The organism is Burkholderia sp. Bp8991 (genome assembly GCF_003853795.1).
Classification (GTDB): Bacteria; Pseudomonadota; Gammaproteobacteria; order Burkholderiales; family Burkholderiaceae; genus Burkholderia.
In genome coordinates this window covers 42,330-58,976 of sequence record NZ_QTQJ01000028.1, presented here as the reverse complement: position 1 = coordinate 58,976, position 16,647 = coordinate 42,330, and the positions used below count along the sequence as shown (strand labels likewise).

General features: G+C 68.2%; 16 protein-coding genes. 15 read left to right on the top strand and 1 reads right to left on the bottom strand.

What is annotated here, in order from left to right; all coding sequences use genetic code 11:
* The first annotated feature begins 71 nt into the window (after positions 1 to 71).
* The 6 genes from DIE02_RS26830 (at position 72) to DIE02_RS26805 (ending at position 6,024) form a co-directional block, all read left to right on the top strand.
* Complete coding sequence (locus tag DIE02_RS26830; protein WP_124488861.1) at positions 72 to 1,181, top strand: ABC transporter substrate-binding protein; 1,110 nt, start codon at positions 72 to 74, stop codon at positions 1,179 to 1,181.
* Positions 1,182 to 1,203: 22 nt separating this feature from the next.
* The gene (locus DIE02_RS26825; RefSeq protein ID WP_124488860.1) at positions 1,204 to 2,079 is read left to right on the top strand and encodes an ABC transporter permease; all 876 of its coding nucleotides are present in this window, start codon (positions 1,204 to 1,206) and stop codon (positions 2,077 to 2,079) included.
* Positions 2,080 to 2,099: 20 nt separating this feature from the next.
* Positions 2,100 to 2,894 carry an ABC transporter permease gene (locus DIE02_RS26820; RefSeq protein WP_124488859.1) on the top strand — a complete coding sequence of 265 codons (795 nt, stop codon included), beginning with the start codon at positions 2,100 to 2,102 and terminating at the stop codon, positions 2,892 to 2,894.
* A gap of 41 nt (positions 2,895 to 2,935) precedes the next feature.
* Positions 2,936 to 3,664 (top strand): NAD(P)H-dependent oxidoreductase, encoded by a 729-nt coding sequence (locus DIE02_RS26815; protein WP_124488858.1) that lies wholly within the window; start codon positions 2,936 to 2,938, stop codon positions 3,662 to 3,664.
* Positions 3,665 to 3,725: 61 nt separating this feature from the next.
* Positions 3,726 to 4,364 (top strand): MarC family protein, encoded by a 639-nt coding sequence (locus DIE02_RS26810; RefSeq protein ID WP_124488857.1) that lies wholly within the window; start codon positions 3,726 to 3,728, stop codon positions 4,362 to 4,364.
* Positions 4,365 to 4,419: 55 nt separating this feature from the next.
* Positions 4,420 to 6,024 carry a 5-guanidino-2-oxopentanoate decarboxylase gene (locus DIE02_RS26805; RefSeq protein WP_124488856.1) on the top strand — a complete coding sequence of 535 codons (1,605 nt, stop codon included), beginning with the start codon at positions 4,420 to 4,422 and terminating at the stop codon, positions 6,022 to 6,024.
* An 85-nt stretch (positions 6,025 to 6,109) separates the two neighbouring features.
* Here DIE02_RS26805 and DIE02_RS26800 read toward each other — a convergent pair whose 3' ends face one another.
* A complete protein-coding gene (locus DIE02_RS26800) occupies positions 6,110 to 6,766 on the bottom strand; it encodes a TetR family transcriptional regulator C-terminal domain-containing protein (RefSeq protein ID WP_260426299.1) in 657 nt (218 codons plus the stop codon).
* A 248-nt stretch (positions 6,767 to 7,014) separates the two neighbouring features.
* On the opposite strand from DIE02_RS26800, the gene DIE02_RS26795 reads away from it, so the two are divergent.
* The 9 genes from DIE02_RS26795 to DIE02_RS26755 all read left to right on the top strand — a co-directional run bounded on the left by DIE02_RS26795 (position 7,015) and on the right by DIE02_RS26755 (position 16,637).
* Complete coding sequence (locus tag DIE02_RS26795) at positions 7,015 to 7,800, top strand: ABC transporter ATP-binding protein (RefSeq protein ID WP_409333460.1); 786 nt, start codon at positions 7,015 to 7,017, stop codon at positions 7,798 to 7,800.
* A 109-nt stretch (positions 7,801 to 7,909) separates the two neighbouring features.
* The gene (locus DIE02_RS26790; RefSeq protein WP_124488854.1) at positions 7,910 to 8,707 is read left to right on the top strand and encodes a transporter substrate-binding domain-containing protein; all 798 of its coding nucleotides are present in this window, start codon (positions 7,910 to 7,912) and stop codon (positions 8,705 to 8,707) included.
* Positions 8,708 to 8,756: 49 nt separating this feature from the next.
* Positions 8,757 to 9,473, top strand: coding sequence for an ABC transporter permease (locus tag DIE02_RS26785; protein WP_044843934.1), 717 nt, complete (start codon positions 8,757 to 8,759; stop codon positions 9,471 to 9,473).
* A gap of 49 nt (positions 9,474 to 9,522) precedes the next feature.
* On the top strand, positions 9,523 to 10,218 hold the full coding sequence (locus DIE02_RS26780; RefSeq protein WP_044843935.1) for an ABC transporter permease: 696 nt from the start codon (positions 9,523 to 9,525) through the stop codon (positions 10,216 to 10,218).
* A gap of 52 nt (positions 10,219 to 10,270) precedes the next feature.
* The gene (locus DIE02_RS26775; RefSeq protein ID WP_124488853.1) at positions 10,271 to 11,464 is read left to right on the top strand and encodes a pyridoxal phosphate-dependent aminotransferase; all 1,194 of its coding nucleotides are present in this window, start codon (positions 10,271 to 10,273) and stop codon (positions 11,462 to 11,464) included.
* 31 nt (positions 11,465 to 11,495) lie between these two features.
* On the top strand, positions 11,496 to 12,506 hold the full coding sequence (locus DIE02_RS26770; protein ID WP_124488852.1) for a succinylglutamate desuccinylase/aspartoacylase family protein: 1,011 nt from the start codon (positions 11,496 to 11,498) through the stop codon (positions 12,504 to 12,506).
* A gap of 398 nt (positions 12,507 to 12,904) precedes the next feature.
* The gene (locus tag DIE02_RS26765; RefSeq protein WP_124488851.1) at positions 12,905 to 15,313 is read left to right on the top strand and encodes an ATP-binding protein; all 2,409 of its coding nucleotides are present in this window, start codon (positions 12,905 to 12,907) and stop codon (positions 15,311 to 15,313) included.
* A gap of 2 nt (positions 15,314 to 15,315) precedes the next feature.
* Entirely contained in the window at positions 15,316 to 16,056 is a 741-nt protein-coding gene (locus DIE02_RS26760; RefSeq protein WP_124488850.1) for a methyl-accepting chemotaxis protein, read from the top strand.
* On the top strand, positions 16,053 to 16,637 hold the full coding sequence (locus DIE02_RS26755; RefSeq protein WP_124488849.1) for a hypothetical protein: 585 nt from the start codon (positions 16,053 to 16,055) through the stop codon (positions 16,635 to 16,637). Before DIE02_RS26760 ends, DIE02_RS26755 begins: the two co-directional genes overlap by 4 nt.
* Positions 16,638 to 16,647 lie beyond the last annotated feature (10 nt).

The window sequence follows — 16,647 nt, the reverse complement described above, 5'->3', positions numbered from 1 at the left end:
GATTCACCGATTCACCGATGCCCGAAAACGACGAGACGCGTGCGGGCGCTGACCAGCCTGGAGGAGACACCATGACGAACCGCCATCTGCAGGACCTGCTCGACCAAGCACGCGAACTTCAACCGGCGACGTCGCAGCGCCGCCGCGATTTTCTGCGGTTGTGCGCGGCGGCCGGCATCGCGCCGACGCTGCTGTCGCTCGGCGCGAAGGACGCACTCGCGTCGAACCCGAAGGAAATCGTGCTCAGCGCATGGGGCGGCGAAGCGCGTTCGGCGTTCCGCTCCGCGTACATGGACCCGTTCACGAAGGCGAGCGGCATCCGGATGGGCTACGACTCGTCGCCGGAGGACGGCAAGATCAAGGCGATGGTCGAGAACCGGAACGTGATCTGGGACGTGATGGATCTCGACGGCTTCGCGGCGATCAAGCTCGGCAAGCAGGGCTTCCTGCGGCCGATCGACTATTCGGTCGTCGGCCGCAACACGCTGCCGGGGCTCGCATCGGACTTCGGCGTGCCGTCGTACCTGCTGAGTTACGTGCTCGTCTACGACGCGCGCAAGTTCGGCGCGAACCCGCCGAAGAACTGGGCCGATTTCTGGAACGTCGGCAAGTTTCCGGGCAAGCGCGGGCTGTGGAAATGGATGGGCGGCGCGCTCGAAGCCGCGCTGATGGCCGACGGCGTCGACAAGGACAAGGTCTATCCGATCGACGTGCCGCGCGCGCTGAAAAAGCTGAAGGAACTGCGCTCGAACGTGCTGCTGTGGGATTCGGGCGCGGACAGCCTGCAGTTGCTGCGCAACGGCGAAGTCAGCATGGCGTGCATCTGGCATACGCGCGCGAACGTGATCCAGCGCGAGAGCAATGGCCGGTTCCGCTATACGTGGGATCAGGGGCTCGCGTCGTGCGACGTGTGGGGCGTGCCGAAGAACAATCCGTCGGGCGATGCCGTCTGGCAGTTCATCAAGTTCGTGCAGGGCGTCGAGCCGCAGGTGCGCCTGCTGTCGCTGCTCGGCAACGGGCCGGTGACGCCGGCCGCGACCGCCGCGGTGCCGCAGGCGCTACGCGCCGACAACCCGGGCACGCCGGATAACTGGGCAAAGCAGTGCAAGGTGAATCCCGAGTGGTGGGCGCAGCACTACGAAGCGACGCTCGCGCAGTACACCGACCTGATGTCGTCCTGAGCCGCCTCGCGAGCGTGACGCCATGAATACCCTGTCTACTCCCGTCGCGGGCGCGGTCCCGCTCGGCCGCGCGAAGGCCGATCGTTACTGGCTGCTCGTCGTGCCGCTGCTCGCGGTGCTGATCGTGCTGTACGTGTATCCGCTCGTACGCGTGCTGTGGCTCGGCTTCACGGTGCCGGAGCCGGGCCTGCACAACTATGCGCGGCTGCTCGGCAATCATGGCGTGCATCGCGTGCTGTGGACCACGCTGCGCGTGTGCGCGGTCACCACTGTGTGTTCGGTCGCGCTCGGCTATGCGATTGCGTATGCGATGGCGCACGTCGGCCCGCGGCAACGGATGGCGCTGATGTTCGGGCTGCTCGTGCCGTTCTGGGCGTCGGTGCTGGTGCGCGCGTTCTCGTGGCTGTTCCTGCTCGGCGAGCAGGGGCTCGTTAACACGCTGCTGCTGCGCATCGGGCTGATCGACGCGCCGCTGCCGCTGATGCGCAACGAGGTCGGCGTCGTGATCGGGATGATCCACTTCATGATTCCGTACGCGGTGCTGCCGCTGTACGCGAACATGAAGGGCATCGATCCGCAGCTCGCACGTGCCTCGCAGGGGCTCGGCGCGGGCGCGTTCGTCACGTTCCGCAAGGTGTATTTCCCGCAGACGCGACCGGGCATCGTCGGCGCGGCGATCCTCGTGTTCATCTTCTCGCTCGGCTTCTACGTGACGCCGGTGATACTCGGCGGCGGCCGCACCGTGATGATCGCCGAATACATCAGCACGCAGATCCTGCAGCTCGTGAACTGGGGCAGCGGGGCGGCGCTGGCGTCGCTGCTGCTGGCGTCGATCCTGGCCGCGCTCGCGCTGCTCGCGCGTTTCGTCGACCTGCGCGAGCTGTTCGGCGCGCGCTGACCTGAACGGAGGAGGTTCCGATGAACACCCGAATGACCGCAGGACGCGCGCTCGTGGTCGGTATCGCGTGGGCCGCGATCCTGTTCCTGATGCTGCCGCTGCTCGTGTCGGTGCCCGTCTCGCTGACGCCGAGCGACTACCTGTCGATGCCGGACGGCGCGCTGTCGCTGCGGCACTACCGCGTGCTGCTCGACGACGACGGCTGGGTGTCGAGCTTTCTGCAAAGCGGGCTGATCGCGCTGGTGTCGTCGGCGATCTCGGTCGCGCTCGGCACGCTGTGCGCGATCGGGCTGTGGAAAGTCGCGTCGCGGCGCGGCGAGTTCGTGCGCGGCGTGATCCTGTTCCCGCTGATCGTGCCGCCGATCGTGTCGGCGCTCGCGTTCTACCGGCTGTGGGGCGAACTCGGGATGCTCGACAGCTATCCCGCCGCGATCCTGTCGCACGTCGTGCTGTCGGTGCCTTACGTCGTGGTGGCGGTTTCGGCATCGCTCGCGACCGTCGGGCTGCGCATCGAGCAGGCATCGCGCAGCCTCGGTGCGAACGTCGCGCAGACGCTGCGCTACGTGATCCTGCCGTCGATCCGGCCGGGCGTGCTGTCGGCCGCGGTGTTCGCGTTCATCCTGTCGTGGGACGAGCTCGTCGTCACGCTGTTCATCTCGAGCCGGAACGTCTATACGCTGCCGCGCCGCATGTGGGACGGGATGCGCGAGAACGTCGATCCGGCGATCGCGTCGGTATCCACGCTTTTGCTCGTCGCGACCTGCGTCGCGATCGGCCTGTCGCTGCTGCGCAAGCGTGCGGCCGGATCCGTCTGAATCCAGCAGTTCAACGTTACGTCGCGGAGAAAACTCGCACCATGAAAGTCCTGATCGTTCACGCCCATCCCGAACCTCAGTCGTTCACGACGTCGATGCTGCACCGCGCGGTGAGCACGCTCGAAGCGCAGGGGCATACCGTGACAGTGTCCGACCTGTACGCGATGCAGTGGAATCCGGTCGCGAGCGCGGCCGATTTCGGCGTGCGCAAGAACCCCGACTATCTCGTCTACGCGCTGGAGCAGCGCGAGAACGTCGCCGCGCACGCGATCGCGCCCGACATTGCCGCGGAACTCGACAAGCTAACGGCGTGCGACCTGCTGATCCTGAGCTTTCCGCTGTTCTGGTGCTCGGTGCCGGCGATCATGAAAGGCTGGATCGACCGCGTGCTCGTGTCAGGCAAGGTGTACGGCGGCGTGCGCTTCTACGATCGCGGCGGGATGCGCGGCAAGCGCGCGCTGCTCGCCTATACGTGCGGCGGCCGCGACTACATGTTCGGTGCGGACGGCGTGCACGGCGAAATGGACCTGATGCTGCGCCACGTGTTGCGCGGCACGCTCGGCTACGCGGGCTTCGACGTGCTGCCGTCGTTCGTCGGCTATCACGTGCCGTACATCGGCGACGCGGAGCGCGCGGCCGTGCTCGAACGCTACGACGCCTATCTCGCAGAACTCGACCGGCACGAACCGATGGCGTTTCCGACGCTCGACGATTTCGACGGCGACATGCGGCCGCGCGAACGCGCGCCGCAGGACGCCACGCAGGATTGATCACGCCCGGCCGCGTCGCCACCGCGCCGCTTATCCACCCGACCGCATGTGAGTTCGAGCGATGACCCTGACGTCGAGCGACGTGCTGCTGTTCCTGACCGGGCTCCTGACGCTGTTCTGTCCGCCCGTCGCGATCCCGATGTATGCGGCCGTCACCGGGCATTTTCCCGACGTGACACAGCGGCAGATCGCGCTCAGGCTGTTCGCGTGGATCGCGGCGCTGATGATCGGCGCGGTGTGGGGCGGCCAGTTCCTGTTGCGCATGCTCGGCCTCACGCTCGGTGCGCTGACGCTGACGGGCGGCCTCGTGCTGTGCCTGTGGTCGATCCCGATGATGCGCGGCACGGCGAACGACGAGCGCAGCGGCGGCGACACGCGGCTCGAATATGCGCAATGGCGCAGCTACATCGCGGTGCCGCTGATCTTCCCGCTGTCGGTCGGCAGCGCGGTGATGTCGCTCGTGATCACGACCGCGACGCGCTTTCATACGCCGGCCGACCTGCTGGCGCTGAGCGCGGCGTGCGTGCTGCACGCGGGCGTGATCGGGCTCACGTATGCGTGCTCGGCGTCGTGGTGCCGGCGGCTCGGCGAGATCGGCAGGACGCTGGTCGAGCGGCTGTCGGGCATCGTGCTGACCGCGATCGCGTTCCAGATGCTCGCGCAGGGCGTGCGCGAACTGTTGCCGGGGCTCGCGCATTGACGGCCTCACGGGGCCGCGCGCGATCCACCTCCTTACCCTGAACGATGGAAATCACATGAAAACAGTAGGCATGTACCTGGTCGACCTGCTCGCCGCCTACGGCGTCGACACGGTGTTCGGCATTCCCGGCGTGCATACGATCGAGCTGTACCGCGGGCTCGCCGGCAGCGCGCTGCGCCACGTGAGTGCGCGCCACGAGCAGGGCCTCGGCTTCATGGCGGACGGCTATGCGCGCGCGACCGGCAAGCCCGGCGTGTGTTTCGTGATCACCGGCCCCGGCATGACGAACATCGCGACGTCGATGGCGCAGGCGTATGCGGATTCGATTCCGATGCTGGTGATTTCGAGCGTCAACGCGTCCGGCGACATCGGCTCCGGCAACGGCCATCTGCACGAACTGCCGGACCAGCATGCGTTCGCGCAGAACATCGCCGCGTTCAGCTACACGGTGCCGCGCGCCGACGCGCTGCCGCAGGCGATCGCGCGCGCGTTCGCGGTGTTCTCGGGCGGCCGGCCGCGCCCCGTGCATCTGCAGATTCCGCTCGACGTGCTCGCGGCGCCGGCCGATGCATTGCCGCCGGTGCCGGCCGCGCCGCCGCGCATCGCGCCCGGCCCCGCATCGGCCGACGGGATTGACGCATTGCGTGCGAAGGCTGCCGCCGCGCGCGCGCCGCTGATTCTCGCGGGCGGCGGCGCGCTCGACGCGGCCGCCGACGTGCGCTGGCTCGCGGAGACGCTCGACGCGCCGGTCGTGATGACGATCAACGGGCGCGGCGTGTTGCCGAGCGCGCATCCGCTCGGCGTGTCGTGGTCGGCGTCGAGCGACGCGGTGCGCGCGCTGATGCGCGACAGCGACCTGATCGTCGCGCTCGGCACCGAGCTCGGCCCGACCGATTACGACCTGTATGCGACGCGCAGCTTCTCGATGCCCGCGCCGCTCGTGCGGATCGACATCGATCCGCAGCAGCTGTGCCGCAACGCGGTGCCCGCGCTGCCGCTGCTCGGCGACGTCGGCGAAACGCTGCGCGCGCTGCGGCGCGTGTGGCCGGCCGATGCGCGGGCGCGTAGCGACGGCGGCGATGGCGTCGAGCGCGCGGCGGTGTGCCGTGCGGCCGCGCGGCAGGAACTCAACGACGAAATGCGGCGCGATCTCGCGCTGCTCGACAGTGTGCGCGACGCGCTGCCCGATGCGGCGCTCGTCGGCGATTCGACGCGGATCGTCTATGCGGGCAACGTCGGCTTCGCGGCGTCGCGTCCGCGCAGCTGGTTCAACGCGTCGGTCGGCTTCGGCTCGCTGGGCTACGGGCTGCCGGCCGCGGTCGGCGCGAGCCTCGGCGATGCGTCGCGGCCGGTGGTCTGCCTCGCCGGCGACGGCGGGTTCCAGTACACGCTCGCCGAACTCGGCACCGCGGTGCAGCATCGCGCGCGCGTGATCGTCGTACTGCTGAACAACGGCGGTTACGGAGAGATCAAGCGTGCGATGGTCGACGGCGGCGTCGAGCCGGTCGGCGTGGATCTGCATACGCCCGATTTCGTCGCGCTCGCGCGCGCGTATGGATGGGGTGCGCAGCGAGTCGAAGAGGGTGCGTCGCTGGCCGGTGCGCTCGGCGAAGCGGCCGCGCACGACGCGCCGTACCTGATCGAGATTCGCGCGGCCTGAAAATGCGAACGGCCTCGCGATGCGAGGCCGTCGTGCCGGTTGCGGCGCGAGTGCGGCGGCTTGCCGGCGACGCGCGTTGCGTGCGTTACGCGCGCTTGCGCGCCGTCTTCGGCGGCGGCAGGAACGAATCGACGACGCGCAGGCAGCTCGTCAGCGCGTCTTCCGCGGTGAACGACGTGGGGTCGCGCGCGAGTTCGAGCCAGAAGCCGTCGATCACCGCTGTCACCGTCAGCGCGGCGAGCTCGCTGTCGACGGTGCCGCCGCGCACTTCCGCGATCTGGTCGAACAGCTTCTTCAACGCCTGCCGGTAGCCGGCATACAGCTCCTTGTGCGCCTTGCGGATCACCGGATCACTGTGCGCGACGCTCCAGAAGCCGAGCCAGACCTTCACGTTCTTCGGCGCGAACACCGGCGCGGCGAAACACACCTTGATGATCGCGTCGAGCTTGTCCTCGGGGCCCGTCGCGTTCGCGGCGGCCGCGCGCGACACGTCGAGCAGGTCGGCCGCGAGCCGCTTGTAGGTCTGCGCCATCAGCTCGTCTTTCGACTGGAAGTGATGGTTGATCAGCCCGCGCGACACCTTCGCTTCCGCGCAGATGCGGTCGATCGTGGTTTCCGAATAGCTGTAGCGCGCGATGCAGCGCATCGTCGCGTCGATGATCGATTGCTGCCGCACCGCGGGTGTTTCTCGGATGCCGCGGCTGCGGGTCTGAACCGGTGCGCTGCCAGAAGTCTTTTTCACGGGGTGACCTTACGGAATCGTCATGGCACCGATTATAGGGGAGTGTCGGACGCTTGTTCAATTACAGCGATGGAACCCGCGAAAACCCTTGCTTCCGGATTATTGAAATCTGTTGAACCCTTGTTCAACAGAGCCTATACTCGACTCCACATGAGGTTGGTCGGCCATTCAACAAGACGCCGCGATCCCGCGCGGGACGGGCGTGAGAATTCGACACAGGAGACAGCATGTTGGCGCGGGCGGAGAGCGTGAAGACGGCGGTCGAGGAGCGCGTGCAGGTGACGGACCTGCACAAGCGGTTCGGCGAGCTGGAGGTGTTGAAGGGCGTGTCGCTGAGCGCGCGCGAGGGCGAAGTGATCTCGCTGATCGGCGCGAGCGGCTCGGGCAAGAGCACGCTGCTTCGCTGCATCAACCTGCTCGAGACGCCGACCCGCGGGCGCATCGTCGTCGACGGCGAGGAGATCGGGCTGAAGCTCGACCGCAAGGGCCGCACCGTGCCGACCGATCCGCGCCAGGTCGAACGCATTCGCACGCGGCTCGGCATGGTGTTCCAGAGCTTCAATCTGTGGGCGCACCGCACGGTGCTCGAGAACGTGATCGAGATGCCCGTGCACGTGCTGCGCGAACCGCGCGCCGAAGCGCTCGCGCGCGCCGAGCAGCTGCTCGAACGCGTCGGCCTCGCCGACAAGCGCAACGTCTATCCGGCGTTCCTGTCCGGCGGCCAGCAGCAGCGTGTCGCGATCGCGCGCGCGCTCGCGATGCGGCCGAAAGTGATGCTGTTCGACGAGCCGACTTCCGCGCTCGATCCCGAACGCGTCGGCGAAGTGCTGAAGGTGATCCGCGATCTCGCGTGCGAAGGCCGCACGATGATCCTCGTCACGCACGAGATGGCATTCGCGCGCGACGTGTCGAACAAGGTGCTGTTCCTGCACGAGGGACGCGTCGAGGAGAGCGGCGCGCCGGCCGAGATCTTCGATGCGCCGCAGAGCGAACGCTGCCGCCAGTTCGTCAACGCGCACCGGCAACGTCACTGAACCGATGGCACGGCCCGCGCGTGCCTGCCTGCGCGGCCGGCCGCACCGATGCCGGCCACGCCGATACCGGCCGTACCGATTTCGTATCTTTCCAGCCAGGAGTCCGACCATGAAGCGTGTCGTTCGCAGTCTGCTGTGCCTGTTGAGTCTCGTTCTCGCGGCGCTTGCGCCGTTCGGTTCCGCGCATGCGTCGCCGGGCGTGCTGCGCTTCGGCGTCGCCGCCGAGCCGTATCCGCCGTTCCTGATGAAAAGCCCGACCGGGCAGTGGAGCGGCTTCGAAGCCGACCTGATCCGCGCGGTGTGCGAGCAGATGAAGGCGAAGTGCGAGATCAAGGAAGTCGCGTGGGACGGCATCATCCCGGCGCTGCTCAGCGACAAGATCGACGTGATCTTCAACTCGATGTCGATCACGCCGGAACGCCAGAAGGTGATCGCGTTCTCGCGGCCGTACTACGAGACGCCGGGCACCTTCGTCGGCGCGAAGAACCAGAAGCTCACGCTGACGCCGGACGGCCTGAAGGGCAAGGTGATCGGCGTGCAGGGTTCGACCGCGAACGCCGAGTTCATCAAGATGGCGTACGGCAAGACGGCGACGGTGCGGCTCTACAACACGCAGGACGATTGCAACTCGGACCTCGTCGCGGGCCGCATCGACACGATGTATCTCGACCAGCTCGGCATTCTCGACTTCCTGAAGTCGAAGGACGGTGCGACGTTCGAGCTGAAAGGCCCCGGCAGCGTGAAGATGGATCCGGCGATCTTCGGCTACGGCGTCGGCGCGGGAATGCGCAAGGCCGATGCGCCGCTCAAGCAGCAGATGGACCAGGCGCTCGAGCAGCTGCATGCGTCGGGCAAGTACGCGCAGATCGCGAAGAAGTATTTCCCGATCGACCTCTGGCCGCACTGATCGCACGATTTCGCGCCGACGGGCGCCACGCACGGACGGAGGAGGCGGCATGGACGGTTGGGGATGGGTGAGCTACCTGGGCATGGACCCGGACGGCTGGGGCGTCGCGCTGCTGCAGGGCGCGGGCGTGACGCTCGAGATTTCGCTCGGCGCGTTCGTCGTCGGCATCGTGCTCGGGCTCCTGGGCGCGGTCGCGAAGCTGTCCGGCGTGCGCGCGTTCGAGCGGCTCGCACAGGGCTACACGACGCTGTGCCGCGCGGTGCCCGAGCTGCTGCTGATCCTGCTGCTCTACTACGCGGGCACCGACGCGATCAACCTGCTGATGACGGCGATCGGCGTCGGGCCGGTCGCGGTCAACGGCTTCGCGGCCGCGGTGATCGTGCTCGGCATCGTGCAGGGCGCGTATGCGGCCGAGATCATCCGCGGTGCGATCCTCGCGATCCCGTACGGGCAGATCGAAGCCGCGCGCGCGTTCGGCGCGCCGCCGGCGCTCGTGTTCCGCCGCGTGACGCTGCCCGCGATGGCACCGTATGCACTGGCCGGCTTCACGAACCTGTGGCTGATCCTCGTGAAGGACAGCGCGCTGATCAGCGTGGTCGGCTACAGCGAGCTGCTCTACACCGCGAAGCAGGCGGCCGGTTCGACGCGCGAGTACCTGCACTACTACCTGATGGTCGCGGCCGTGTATTTCGCGATCACGTCGCTGTCGGGCATGCTGTTTCGCGAGATCGAGCGGCGCTTCGGCCGCTGGATGCCGGCATCGTGACCCACGTCCCGCCTTTCCACGCATCTTTCGACCGAACCGGATCAATGTCATGGATCTGAGCGTACTGTCTTCCTACGGGTCGCTGCTGCTGCTCGGCGTGCTGACCACCGTCAAGCTGCTCGTCGTGTCGGCCGTATTCGGCTTCGGACTCGCGATCGCCGTCGCGTTCGCGCGGCTGTCGGGCAATGCAGTCGTCGCGCGCGTGAGCAAGGCGTTCACCGAAGTGATCCGCGGCACGCCGCTGCTCGTGCAGATCTACCTGATCTACTATGGCGTCGGCTCGCTGTTCGCCGGCTGGCCCGCGCTGCGCGACAGCGTGCTGTGGCCGTTCCTGCGCGACGGCTTCTGGTATGTCGCGTTCGCGCTGGTGATCAGCGTCGGCGCGTACGTCGGCGAAGTGCTGCGCGCCGGGCTGCGCGGTGTGCCGAAGGGCGAGATCGAGGCCGCGCGCGCGATGGGGATGCGCCCGTCGATGATCGCGCGGCGCGTGTGGCTGCCGCGCGCGATCCAGATCCTGCTGCCGACGCTCGCGGGCGAAACGGTGATGCTGCTGAAATCGACCGCGCTCGCGTCGACGGTCGCGGTGATGGACGTGCTCGGCGCCGCGAACTACATCCGCGCGCAGACCTTGCGGACCTACGAGCCGCTGCTGGCGATCGCGGTGATCTACGTCGTGCTCGCGTTCGCGATCGAGCGCGCGTTCGGCCGGCTCGAGCGGCGTGTGCCGGTGCGCATGCCGCGTTGAACGAACCCTTGATGGCGCGGCGGCCGGGCGGGCGCCGCGCGACGGAGAACACATGAACTATTCGAAGCTGGTCGAGCGCCTGCAGGGCAAGCGCACGACCGCCTGGGACATTCATTACGCGGCGCAGGCGGCCGTCGCGGCGGGCGAGCCGGCGATCGTGCTGAGCGTCGGCGATCCGGATTTCCCGACCCCCGACGTGATCGTCGAACGCGCGGTGACCGCGCTGCGCGGCGGCGATACGCACTACAGCGAAGTGCGTGGGCGCGCCGAGCTGCGCGCGGCGATCGCGCGCGAGCATGCGAAGGCGTGCGGGCAGGCGGTCGGCGCCGAGCACGTGATCGTGACGGCCGGCGCGCAGAACGCGCTGTTCGCGATGGCGCTGTGCCTGTGCGAGGCCGGCGACGAGGTGCTCGTGCCGGAGCCGATGTACCTCACGTACGAAGCCAGCGTGCGCGCGTCGGGCGCGACGCTCGTGCCGGTGCCGGTCGATGCGGCTCGCGGTTTTCATCTCGACGTCGACGCGCTCGCAGCGGCCGTGACGCCGCGTACGAAGGCGATCTTCTTCGCGACGCCGTGCAATCCGACCGGCGTCGTGATGCCGCGCGCCGATCTCGAACGGATCGCGCGGCTCGCATGCGAGCGCGACCTGTGGGTCGTGTCCGACGAGGTCTACGCGGAGCTGACGTTCGAGCGCGACATGGTCAGCATCGCGTCGCTCCCGGGGATGGCCGAGCGCACGGTGACGATCGGCAGCCTGTCGAAATCGCATGCGATGCCGGGCTGGCGGGTCGGCTGGGCGATCGGCCCGACCGAACTGATCGAGCATGCGGAACGGCTCGCGCTGTGCATGCTGTACGGACTGCCCGGCTTCGTCCAGCAGGCGGCCGTCACCGCGCTCGACAACAAGGCCGCGATCGTCGCCGACATGCGCGAGCTGTATCGGCGCCGCCGTGACCTCGCGTACGCGCGCCTGCGCGACGTGCCGGGGCTGCGCTGCCTGCTGCCGGAAGCCGGGATGTTCATGATGGTCGACGTGCGCGGCACGGGGCTGGATGCGCACGCTTTCACGTGGGGGCTGTTCCGCGCAAAGCAGGTCGCGCTGCTCGATGCGAGCGCGTTCGGCGAAACGGCGTCGGGTTTCGTGCGCTTCGGCTTCGTCGTCGACGATGCGAAGCTCACCGACGCGTGCGAGCGCATCGCGGCATTTGTCGCGAGCCTCGGCGGGAACGCGCGCGCGGCGTCGTGATGCATATCCGGAACCGGAAGGAGGAACGACGATGGTCGAAACGCTGACGTGGCAGGTGCCGGGCGACGGCGGCCAGCCGCTCGCGATCCGCGCGTGGCGGCTGTCGGGCGGCGACGGGCCGCGCGTACACCTGCAGGCCGGCGTGCATGCGGACGAGATCGCCGGCATGCTCGTGCTGCACCGGTTGCTGCCGCAACTTTGTGCGGCCCACGATCGCGGCGCGCTGCGCGGCACGGTGACGGTCGTGCCGCAGGCGAATCCGCTCGGGCTCGCGCAGTTCCGGCAAGGGCGGCTGCTCGGCCGCTTCCACGACGCGACGCACCGCAATTTCAACCGGCACTTTCACGAATCGGCTGCGGCGCGCCGGCCCGCGACGACGTTCGCCGCGTGGCAGCGCACGGTGTTCGACGCCGCGTGCGACGCCGACATCGTGCTCGATCTGCACACCGATTCCGAGGCGCTGCCGTACGTATACCTGCATCGCGATCTGTGGCCGGCCGGCCGCGATCTCGCGGCCGCGCTCGGCGTGGACGTCGCGATCCTGTGGGACGAGGACGACGACGGCGCGTTCGAAGGCGCGATTGCCGCGCACTGGGCGCGCAACGGCGGTTTGCGCGAGCGACTCGTCGCGACGATCGAACTACGCGGCCAATCCGACGTGTCCGACACGCTCGCCGAACGCGATGCCGACGGCATCCTTGCGTTCCTGCGCGGCCGCGGCGTGATCGCGGAACCGGCCGGCGTGCGCGACTGGCATGGCGACGCCGTGCCGATCGCGCACATGGAAACCGTGCTCGCGCCGGTGTCGGGCGTGCTCGTGTACGAACGCGAACTCGGCGCGACGGTCGAGGCCGGCGAGCGCATCGCGCGGATCGTCGCGCTGCCGGGCGTGCCCGGCAGCGAGCACGTGCTGGTGGCGCCGCAAGCCGGGCGCATCGTCACGCGCAATCGCGAGCGGCTGGTCGCGCAGGGCGACGTCGCGTTGAAGCTGACCGGGTCGCGGCCGTCGGCAGGCTGGTCGGGCGGTGCGCTCGATCCGTGAGCGGCAATGATGCGGTCGGCCGGTCCGGCTCGCGCATGATCTCCGTTATCGCGCGTGAATGACTGCGCGAGCGATTCGATTCACGGATAATGCGCAAACGTTTCACCGGTATTCGACCGGATTGAATTGCCGAATCGATAATCGAAGAATAAATTTCCGGATGTGATCATTCCGGGCTGCACGGCAAGCGTGCCAGAGCCTCGAGGCGCCGGGGTTAACGGCCCATTCACGGAAAACTTTAGGATTTTCCCGTCGCAATTAATCATTGCGATTTCCTCAACGGCCGATTGATTTTTAGTCATCGGACGGTCATACACCATCCCCGATAATTCGCCGCTCACATTCTTTCAATAGGCCAGAGCGCGATCGAAGCCGGATCGCTGCGGGGAGCTGTACTCATGACCATCCGTCATCGCATTACGCTGCTAGTCGTCCTGACGTTTTTCGCGTTGTCCGCGATCGGCGTGTACGCCGTGTACCAGACGCGCAAGAGCGCGTCCGAGGTGCGTCAGGTTACCCAGGGAATCGTGCCGAGCGCGCTCGCGTCGGCGGATCTCGTCGCCGACGTGAAGAACATCCAGATCGCGACGATGACGCTGGTGTACGCGCCCGACGCGAACACCGCCGCGCAGGCGCGCGACGAACTGAAGGCGAAGCAGGGTGCGCTGCGCGCCGCGCTCGACGCCCAGGCGAAATCGGCGGTCGGCCGCGCGCAGGAAGGCCTCGTCGCGCAGGCGAAGGACAGCGCCGCGAACTACTTCGCCGCGATCGACGACACCGTGAAGATGAAGACCGACGGCAAGCCCGAGATGGCGCAGGCGTACCTGTTCGCGAACGTCGCGCAGTATCGCGACGAACTCGAAAGCATCGTCGACACGCTGCGCGTCGAGAAGAACCGCCAGAAGGACGATGCGATCCGTGCGCTGAACGGCATGCTCGCGACGACGGCCACCGCGATCGCGGGGGTGGCGGGCACGGTGGTCGTGCTGCTGACCGCGCTCGGCTTCGTGCTGTATCGCCAGATCACGCGTCCGCTGATCGGGATGCAGACGGCGATGAGCGAGATCGCGACGAGCCAGGACTTCACGCGCCGCGTGCCGGTGGGCCGGATGGACGAGATCGGCCATTCGATCGTCGCGTTCAACGGGATGATCGAGAAGATCCAGGAGAACGCCGCGCAACTGAAGCAGAAGACGGCCGACATCCAGGCGATGCTGCAGAACATGCAGCAGGGGATCCTGACCGTCGTCGAAGGCGGGGTCGTGCATGCGGAGTATTCGGCTTACCTCGAAACCATCTTCGAAACGCACGACATCGCCGGCCGCGACCTGATGGCACTCGTATTCGACGATTCGGGCATCGGTTCCGACGCGCGCTCGCAGGTCGACGCGGCCGTGCATGCGTGCCTCGGCGAGGACAGCATGAACTTCGAGTTCAACGAGCACCTGCTCGTCAACGAAGTCGCGAAGCGGATGCGGGACGGCCGCGAGAAATGGCTCGACCTGAGCTGGTCGGCGATCACCGACGAGACCGACACGGTCGTGCGGCTGATGCTGTGCGTGCGCGACGTGACGGAGATCCGCGAGCTGACCGCGCAGGCCGGCGAGCAGCAGCGCCGCCTCGAGATGATCGGCGAGATCCTGTCGATCAGCCAGGACAAGTTCCACGACTTCGTGCACAGCGCGAAGGGTTTCCTCAGCGAGAACGAGCGGATGATCCGCCAGCACGAACGCGCGGATCACTCGATCGTCGCGGCGCTGTTTCGCAACATGCACACGATCAAGGGCAATGCGCGCACGTACAGCCTGCAGCACCTGACCAACATCGTGCACGAAGCGGAGCAGGCGTACGAATCGCTGCGCCGCGCCGACGGCGGCCCCGAGTGGAACCGCGATGCGCTGATGGACGACCTCGCCCGCGTGCGCGAGGCGGTCGACCGCTACGCGACGATCAACGCGGTCACGCTCGGCCGCCACGGCGAGGCGGCGCAGCATGGCGGCGCCGACTACCTGATGGTCGAGCGCGCGCATATCAGCGAGAGCCTGCGCATGCTCGACGGCGCCGACCCGGCGAACGCGGGCGACTGGCACGCGGCGCGCGATTCGGTGCGCCGCCTGTTGAGCCAGTTCGGCACGCAGGGCATTGGCGATGCGCTGGGCGGCGTGATCGAATCGCTGCCGTCGCTCGCGGCCGAACTCGGCAAGCCGGCGCCCGTCGTGCATATCGACAGCAACTGCCATCGCGTGCGCAGCGAGATCGGCGCGACGCTGACGAACGTGTTCATGCACCTGCTGCGCAACGCGATCGACCACGGCATCGAAACGTCCGACGAGCGTCGCGCGGCCGGCAAGGCGCCGGCCGGCAAGATCGACATCGCGGTCGACGTCGACGGCGAGGCACTGCGCTTCGTGCTCGCCGACGACGGCCGTGGCCTCGCGCTCGACCGGATTCGCGGGATCGCGCGCGAGCGCGGCTGGATCGACGCCGGCAACGAAGCCGGGTTGACCGACGAAGCCGTGGCCGAACTGATCTTCCGCCCGGGCTTCTCGACCGCGCGCGCGGTGACCGAGGTATCGGGGCGCGGCGTCGGGATGGACGCGGTGCGCAACTTCCTGAAGCGCGACGGCGGCGATATCGCGCTGCGCTTTACCGACGATCGCGTCGGCGCGTCGTATCGCGCGTTCGAGACGATCGTGTCGCTGCCGGCGCGTTTCGCGGCGGACGGTGCGGTCAACGGCGTGGCCAACGCTGCGGTGCGCGAAATCGGGCAGCCGGTGCACGCCGTGAACGTCGACGCAACGGAGTGATCGTGCAAGCGTGGATGATCCCGATCGGTGCCGCGCTGGCGGGCGGCCTCGTGGTCGCGGCGATCGCCGCGTTCGCGTGGCGCATCGCACGCGCGCGGCACGTTGCCGCGCTGACGCGCGAAGCGGACGCGTTGCGCGCCGCGCTCGGCGCGGCCGATGCGCGGGCCGACGAAGCCGCGGCCGCACATGCGGAAGCCGCACAGGCATGGACGCGCCGCGAAACGGAACTCGAGGAAACGCGGGCGCGCGAGGCGGCCGGCACCGGCGAGCAGCGCGACGCGCTGCAGGCGCTCGCGGCCGAGCGCGCCGCGCTGTCGCAGCACGCGGCGAAGCTCGCCGAAGAGGCCGCGCGCCTGCGCGGGCTGGCCGGCACGTTCGAGCGCTGGCACGAGCAGATGATCTCGCTGACCACGCAGAACCAGGACATGCGCACGAAGAACCAGGAGCTGTCGGCGATCGTCGCACATGTGTCGATCGTCTCGCTTAACGCATCGATCGAGGCCGCGCGCGCGGGCGCCGCGGGACGCGGCTTCTCGATCGTCGCGAGCGAGGTGCGCGGGCTTGCCGCGCGCTCGCAGCAACTGTCGAACAGCTATCGCGACAGCCTGAACCGCAACGATCTCGTGACGGCCGCGACGTTCCAGGACATCCAGGCCGGCGGCAAGATGATCACGGCGGCGCTCGCGACGGTCGAGACGCTGGCGGGGCAGCTGCATGCGCGGCTCGAAGGAGCGGCGGCGTGATCAGCGCGCAGGCCCGCGCCGGTTTCGAGCGGATCTTCTTCGATGCGGCGCGCACGCGGCTCGCGTCCGGCGGCGCGTGCGAGATCCGGCCGGCTGCCGACGACGCACATGGTGCGTCACATGACCCATCCCGCACGAATTCGCGCGCGATGCCGAAGATCGCGGAACACGTCGCAGTGCTGACGATCTCGGCGCTGCATTTCCGGCTGCTGCTCGCGCTGCGTTTTCGGGACGACGAACCGACGCGCCGCCATTTCGCTGCGGCGGCGCCCGGCGCGAGCGCGCAGCGGCCGCTGCCCGAAGCGTTCATGGAAGTCGCGAACCTGTGCTGCGGCGCGATCAACCAGGCGCTGACCGTGCCGTTCCCCGATCTCGGGATGTCGACGCCTTACCTGCTGAGCGGCGCGAGCATCGACTACCTGCAGGCGCTGAATCCCGGCCACGTGGCCGCGTACGACGTGACGCTCGACGGCGACGTGCGGATCGGCGCGACGCTGTGCGTGTGCGCGAACGCGCCGGTCGATTTCCACGTGTCGGAAGCGGCGAGCGTGGACACGGGCGGCGAGCTCGAACTGTTTTGACCGATTGCGA